This is a genomic window from Bacteroides sp. CAG:633, from assembly GCF_000435115.1.
In the GTDB taxonomy this organism is placed as follows: domain Bacteria; phylum Bacteroidota; class Bacteroidia; order Bacteroidales; family Bacteroidaceae; genus Bacteroides; species Bacteroides ndongoniae.
Genome location: NZ_FR883074.1, coordinates 27,178 through 34,347, shown reverse-complemented (window position 1 = coordinate 34,347; position 7,170 = coordinate 27,178). Strand labels below are relative to the sequence as shown.

Here is a 7,170-nt window from a genome sequence, read left to right as displayed (position 1 = left end):
ACTGCCCGAAGCCGAAGAGTTCGACGTAGTCATCAACGAAGGCGAAATCAAGTGGGACACCTTCCGAAGCGGCGGTGCCGGCGGTCAGAACGTGAACAAGGTAGAATCGGGCGTACGCCTGCGCTACAACTGGAAGAACCCCAACACGGGCGTAGTAGAGGAAATCCTTATCGAGTGTACCGAAACGCGCGACCAGCCCAAGAACAAGGAACGTGCCCTCTCGCGTCTGCGTACTTTCATCTACGACAAGGAGCACCAGAAGTACATCGACGACATCGCCTCCAAGCGTAAGACAATGGTCTCCACAGGCGACCGCTCGGCCAAGATACGTACCTACAACTACCCGCAGGGACGCATCACCGACAACTTCCCGCAGTGACGCATCACCGACCATCGCATCAACTACACCATCTACAACCTGGCCGCCTTCATGGACGGCGACATACAGGACTGCATCGACCACCTCATCGTGGCCGAAAATGCGGAACGGTTGAAGGAAAGCGAGCTGTAAGGCAGCTACGAGTGATGAGCTACGAGTGACGAGCTACGGGCTACAAGCTACAAGCTACGAGTGACGGGCTACAAGCTACGGGCTACGAGTTCCGTCATCATGTGTAAAACTCTAACAATAACCAAGAGCTGCAAAGCCGCACGCTACATACTCGTAGCTCGTAGCTTGTAGCTCGTAACTATAAATAAACCTGAGCAACAACACTACGACACTTGTAGCTCGTAGCTTGTAGCTCATAACTATAAAAAGACATGAACAAGCAACAACTCTTTGAAAACATCAAGAAGAAACAGTCGTTCCTCTGCGTAGGACTCGACACGGACATCAAGAAAATTCCCGAACATCTGCTGAAAGAAGAAGACCCCATCTTTGCTTTCAACAAAGCCATTATCGACGCTACTGCCGATCTTTGCATCGCCTACAAACCCAACCTGGCTTTCTACGAGAGCATGGGCGTGAAGGGATGGATCGCTTTCGAAAAGACGGTGAACTACATCAAGCAGAACTATCCCGACCAGTTCATCATCGCCGATGCCAAACGTGGCGATATTGGTAACACGTCGGCCATGTATGCCCGTACCTTCTTCGAAGAACTGGACATCGACTCCGTGACCGTAGCTCCTTACATGGGCGAAGACAGCGTGACACCGTTCCTGACGTACGAAGGCAAGTGGGTCATCCTGTTGGCGCTGACCAGCAACAAAGGTTCGCACGACTTCCAGCTGACGGAAGATAAGGATGGCGAACGTCTGTTCGAAAAAGTACTTCGCAAGAGCCAGGAATGGGCTAACGACGAGAACATGATGTACGTGGTAGGTGCTACACAAGGCCGCATGTTCGAGGATATCCGCAAAGTCGTTCCCAATCACTTCCTGCTCGTACCGGGTGTAGGTGCTCAGGGCGGATCGCTGGAAGAAGTGTGCAAGTATGGCATGACGAAGGAATGCGGACTCATCGTCAACTCCAGCCGTGGCATCATCTACGTGGACAAGACGGAGAACTTCGCCGCCGCCAGCCGCAAGGCCGCACAGGAAGTGCAGGCACAGATGGCCGAACAGCTGAAGGCTATTCTTAGTTGATGAGTGGACAAGTTGACAAGTTAACAAGGGATAAGTTAACAAGGTTATAAACTGCAAGGAAAAATATCCTTGTGGCCTTGTTAACTTGTCCCTTGTCTACTAAAGAATTACAGATACTCCCTGAAGAAACTCTCAATCTTGTCGAAAGGAATCACCTTCAGATTGTCGTACAAGTCGGTGTGATTGGCACCGGGGATGATGAGAAGTTCCTTATTATCGCCTGTCAGTTTCTTGAACGCATCCCGACTGAAATAGCACGAATGAGCCTTCTCACCGTGAATCATCAGGACAGCACTACGTATCTCGTTGCTGTAGGTCAGGATGGGCATATTGATAAACGACAGCGAAGAAGTCTTGTTCCATCCGTCGTTTGAGTTGAGCGAACGCTTGTGGTAGCCACGCGGCGTTTTGTAGTATGCATAATAGTCTTTCACAAACTGAGGGGCATCAGCTGGCAGTGGGTCAACCACACCACCGGCACGTTCGTACGAACCATTGCGGTAATCGACTGTGCGCTGTGCGTTAAGCTGACGACGGAGTTCGTATCGCTGATCAGCGTCCATCGAGTCGAAGTAACCGTTGGCATTCACGCGGCTCATGTCGTACATGGTCGAAGTGACCGTCGCCTTGATACGTGTATCGATGGCTGCGGCGTTCAATGCCATGCCTCCCCAACCACAGATGCCAAGGATGCCGATACGTTCAGGATCCACATCGTCGCGGGTTGACAGATAGTCCACTGCCGCACAGAAGTCTTCCGTATTGATGTCGGGCGAAGCCACATAGCGAGGTTGGCCGCCACTCTCGCCTGTAAAAGAGGGGTCGAAAGCGATAGTCAGAAAGCCACGCTCGGCCAGCGTCTGTGCATAGAGGCCGGACGACTGCTCCTTCACGGCTCCGAAAGGTCCGCTAACAGCAATGGCAGCCAGCTTACCCGTAGCGTTCTTCGGCACATAGAGGTCGGCCGCAAGCGTGACGCCGTAACGGTTGTGGAAGGTCACTTTGCTATGATTCACTTTGTCGCTCTGTGGGAACACTTTATCCCACTCATTAGTCAGTTCCAGTTTTTCCATATCATTTCCATTTGAAAAGTTACACTTATCTGTAGCGGTTTCCGCACTTACTGTGGTAAGTCCTGCCAGCAGAAATGCCGCCAGCAGACACGAAAGTTTTTTCTGTCCGTTCATCATATCGATATACCTATTTTATATTATCCATTCAGTTGCTTTCACCCAAAGAAAGTGTGACAGTGACATCACCGTCGCCCAAAGCTGCTTTCAATTCACTTTCCGTCACATTGTCAATCTTTCCGAGGCGGGTAAGCGAGTAACTGTTGCGTCCGTAATAGATGACGAAATAGCGTCCCTGATACAGAATCAGGTCGCCCGGTCCGGTCGAAATCTGTTCATCGTTGCGCGGCAAGGTGGTGCCTATCGGTCCTACTTTCTCCATCCGTGCATAGTCTTCCATCCGAATGGTAAGGTCACCTTTGGCAAGCAATGCCTTCAAAGCCTGGGTCGAAGAATTATCGACCAGCGTTGCGGTAAAAGTTTTCCCGCTGATTTTCAATCTGATTGTACGAGTTTCCATATTTTCTCCTCCATTTTCATTGTCCGATTCTTCCCCTCCCGGCAAGCTCGGCTGTTCGGGCATTACAGGGGTAGTGTCCAGTTCAGGTTCATCGCTGCACGCTGCCGTTGTCCAAGGAAGCAACAGCAGGAAGGGAATCATCAGATACATCTTTTTCTTCATGGCTTTACGCATTAGTATTCAGATGCAAAGATACGGCAAGCCATGTCGGGTGTTTGTATACGGATTACGGAAGAAATGACAGGGATTACGGTTTGTGAAGTACGGTTTTCTTCTGCATCCTTTTTTATCATCTGCTTGCTTATCTGCATAAAATATTTTACCTTTGACCATAAACATTAAAAAAATGACATCGGACTATGAATAACAAGAGCAATCCCATCGCCACTTCAACGCCGGATATGGAAAACTTTCCCAAAGACTACACCTATTGCCCCGCCTCCGACGAGATATGTCCCCGTGCACAGCACTGCCTGCGTGCCATAGCCTACCGCCAGTTACCTAAAGCCGGAACAGCCGGTAAGCCCGGTTCTATCCGCATCGTCCACCCTGCCTGGCAGGCAGCAGCCAAGGAAGGATGCGAATACTATCGCGACAATACGCCCGTACGCTTTGCACGAGGCATGACGAAACTGTTCGACGACATTCCACACCGGCTGGAAGCGGACATGCGACGAGGTATCATGGCCTGCTTTTCCTGCCGAAGCTATTATTTCCAAAGCCGCAAAGGCGAACGGCTCATCACACCCCATGAGCAACAGGCCATAGCCAACGTATTCCGACAGGCCGGGCTGAATACAGTCCCAGTCTTCGACAGCTACATCGAAACAGTATACTGGTAATAAAAAGGTAAGCAGTTTATTCCAGTTTATCCGTAATAAACTGACAGTTTACTACTAATAAACTGACAGTTTAAAGCTATTAAACTGAGAGTTTAAAGCTACTAAACCGGGAGTTTAAAGCTACTGAACCGAGAAAAACTAAACGGCAGCATGCCCCTGTCCGCATTTGCTGTCTCCGATAAAAAAAATAACTTTGCAAAAAAGCAGAATTAATCATGAGCTACGAACGCAAAATCATCAATGATCCCGTCTTCGGATTCATCAACATACCCAAGGGGTTGCTCTACGACCTCGTGTGCCACCCCTTGCTACAACGCCTGACACGCATCCGCCAGCTCGGCCTCTCGTCCGTGGTTTACCCCGGCGCACAGCACACGCGCTTCCAGCATTCACTCGGAGCCTACTACCTGATGACCGAAGCCATCCAGCACCTGACGGCCAAGGGAAACTTCATCTTCGACAGCGAAGCCGAAGCCGTCAAGGCAGCCATCCTGATGCACGACATCGGCCACGGCCCCTTCTCGCATGTGCTGGAAGACACCATCGTCCGTGGTGTCTCGCACGAAGACATCTCCCTGCTGCTGATGGAACGCATCAACCACGAAATGAACGGACAGCTCACACTGGCCATCCAGATATTCAAGGACGAGTATCCCAAACGTTTCCTCCACCAGCTGGTCAGCGGTCAGCTCGACATGGACCGCCTGGACTACCTGCGACGCGACAGTTTTTACACAGGCGTAACCGAGGGCAACATCGGTTCAGCCCGCATCATCAAGATGCTCGATGTAAAGGACGACCACCTGGTCGTCGAGGAGAAAGGCATCTACTCCATCGAAAACTTTCTCATGGCACGCCGCCTGATGTACTGGCAGGTATATCTGCATAAGGCATCCGTGGCCTACGAGCGAATGCTCATTGCCGCACTGCTGCGTGCCAAGGAACTGGCTGCCAAAGGCATCGAAGTATTTGCTTCGCCCGCGCTGCGCTTCTTCCTTTACAACGACATCAACCGCGACATCTTCTACAGTCGGCCCGAATGTTTGGAAAACTTCATCCAACTGGACGACAACGACATCTGGACATCACTGAAAGTATGGTGCAACCATCCGGATAAAGTGCTGTCTACCCTCAGTGCAGGCATGGTAAACCGCCGCCTGTTCAAGGTAGAAATATCATCCGAACCGGCTACCGAAGAGCGGAAAGCCGAACTGACCCGACAGATCAGCGAAATGTTGGGAGTGACGTCCGAAGAAGCCACCTATTTCATCTCGACGCCAGGCATCGAAAAAAACATGTACGACCCGGCCGATGACAGCATCGACATTGTTTATAAGGACGGCACCATCAAAAACATTGCCGAAGCTTCGGATATGCTCAACATTTCCCTGCTCTCGAAAAAGGTAAAAAAATACTACCTTTGCTACATTCGGGCACATAAGTAAGTATAAAATATTCACCCAAGGACAAGGAAATATAAAAAAAAAGTCCGTTATTTGTGTTTTGAAAACCATTTAGCAAGAAGAAAACATGGAATTTTCAGCCAAACAAATAGCTGCCTACATACAGGGAGAAATTGTAGGAGACGAAAACGCAACCGTACATACCTTTGCCAAAATTGAAGAAGGTATACCGGGAGCCATTTCTTTTTTATCCAATCCCAAGTACACCCCTTACATCTACGAATCGAAAGCCAGTATCATTCTGGTGAACAAAGACTTCGTACCCGAGCATGACATCAAAGCCACTCTGATAAAGGTAGATAATGCCTACGAGAGCCTTGCCAAGCTGCTTACACTCTACGAACAGAGCAAGCCCAAACTGACAGGAATCGACTCACTAGCCTACGTGGCTCCCACTGCCAAAGTCGGACAAAACGTCTATATCGGGTCCTTTGCCTACATAGGCGACCACGTAGAAATTGGAGACAACACCGCCGTCCATCCGCATGCTACCGTCAGTGCCGGAGCCAAGGTAGGCAGTGACTGTATCCTCTATCCCAACGTCACAGTCTATCACGACTGCCGGGTAGGCAATCGCTGCATCTTGCACGCAGGTTGCGTCATCGGAGCCGACGGCTTCGGTTTTGCACCGACTTCCGAAGGTTATGAAAAAATACCACAAATCGGTATCACTATCCTGGAAGACGACGTAGAAATTGGCGCTAATACCTGTGTAGACCGTGCCACGATGGGAGCAACAATCGTACACCGTGGCGTAAAGCTCGACAATCTGGTTCAGATAGCCCACAACGACGAGATCGGATCGCACACCGTTATGGCAGCCCAAGTAGGCATCGCCGGCTCCACCAAGGTAGGTGAATGGTGTATGTTCGGCGGACAGGTAGGAATTGCCGGACACATTCATATCGGCAATAAGGTAGATTTAGGTGCCCAGTCGGGTGTCCCCGGCAACCTGAAAGACGGTAGCCGACTGATAGGTACGCCTCCCATGGAACTGAAACCTTACTTCAAGGCACAGGCTGTATTCCGCAAACTGCCGGATATGTATTTCGAACTGAATGCACTCCGCAAAGAACTCAATGAATTGAAACAACAATTAAATAAGTAACTCATGTTGAAACAAAAGACTCTGAAAGACAGTTTTTCGCTCAGCGGAAAAGGACTTCATACGGGACTTGACCTGACTGTTACTTTCAATCCGGCCCCAGACAATCACGGGTACAAAATCCAACGCATCGACATGGAAGGACAACCCGTTATTGATGCTGTAGCCGACAACGTAACAGAGACCACACGTGGTACTGTACTTTCCAAAAACGGAGTAAAAGTCAGCACCATCGAACATGGTATGGCAGCCCTCTACGCATTGGGGATAGACAACTGTCTGATACAAGTGAACGGTCCTGAATTTCCGATTCTGGACGGCAGTTCGCAATACTACGTCAACGAAATAGAACGGGTCGGCACCGTCGAACAAAACGCCGTGAAGGATTTCTATATCATCAAATCCAAGATTGAATTCCGCGATGAAACCACCGGTTCGTCCATCATCGTATTACCGGACGAAAACTTCAGTCTGAACGTACTGGTTTCATACGACTCGAACATCCTTCCCAACCAGTTTGCCACCCTCGAAGACATGGCCAAATTCAAAGACGAAGTGGCTGCCAGCCGTACTTTTGTCT

At 50.0% G+C, this 7,170-nt stretch carries 7 protein-coding genes and 1 pseudogene; 6 read left to right on the top strand and 2 right to left on the bottom strand.

The window, feature by feature from the left end; genetic code table 11:
• Positions 1 to 511 (top strand): annotated as a pseudogene (locus tag QVP67_RS08575) (peptide chain release factor-like protein); the annotation flags it as partial.
• A gap of 251 nt (positions 512 to 762) precedes the next feature.
• Positions 763 to 1,590: an orotidine-5'-phosphate decarboxylase gene (gene pyrF / locus QVP67_RS08570; RefSeq protein WP_022163158.1), complete on the top strand. Its 828-nt coding sequence runs from the start codon at positions 763 to 765 to the stop codon at positions 1,588 to 1,590.
• 107 nt (positions 1,591 to 1,697) lie between these two features.
• On the opposite strand, the gene QVP67_RS08565 is transcribed toward pyrF, so the two are convergent.
• On the bottom strand, positions 1,698 to 2,663 hold the full coding sequence (locus QVP67_RS08565; protein ID WP_441293835.1) for an alpha/beta hydrolase: 966 nt from the start codon (positions 2,661 to 2,663) through the stop codon (positions 1,698 to 1,700).
• Between the two features lie 145 nt (positions 2,664 to 2,808).
• Positions 2,809 to 3,342 (bottom strand): cyclophilin-like fold protein, encoded by a 534-nt coding sequence (locus QVP67_RS08560; RefSeq protein ID WP_022163156.1) that lies wholly within the window; start codon positions 3,340 to 3,342, stop codon positions 2,809 to 2,811.
• A 197-nt stretch (positions 3,343 to 3,539) separates the two neighbouring features.
• Between QVP67_RS08560 and QVP67_RS08555 the strand changes: the two genes are divergently transcribed.
• The 4 genes from QVP67_RS08555 to QVP67_RS08540 all read left to right on the top strand — a co-directional run.
• The gene (locus tag QVP67_RS08555) at positions 3,540 to 4,022 is read left to right on the top strand and encodes a DUF6078 family protein (protein WP_022163154.1); all 483 of its coding nucleotides are present in this window, start codon (positions 3,540 to 3,542) and stop codon (positions 4,020 to 4,022) included.
• Positions 4,023 to 4,237: 215 nt separating this feature from the next.
• A complete protein-coding gene (locus tag QVP67_RS08550) occupies positions 4,238 to 5,467 on the top strand; it encodes an HD domain-containing protein (RefSeq protein ID WP_022163153.1) in 1,230 nt (409 codons plus the stop codon).
• Positions 5,468 to 5,552: 85 nt separating this feature from the next.
• Entirely contained in the window at positions 5,553 to 6,593 is a 1,041-nt protein-coding gene (lpxD, locus tag QVP67_RS08545; protein WP_022163152.1) for a UDP-3-O-(3-hydroxymyristoyl)glucosamine N-acyltransferase, read from the top strand.
• Positions 6,594 to 6,596: 3 nt separating this feature from the next.
• A partial coding sequence (locus QVP67_RS08540; protein ID WP_288180047.1) for a UDP-3-O-acyl-N-acetylglucosamine deacetylase occupies positions 6,597 to 7,170 on the top strand: 574 nt, incomplete at its 3' end.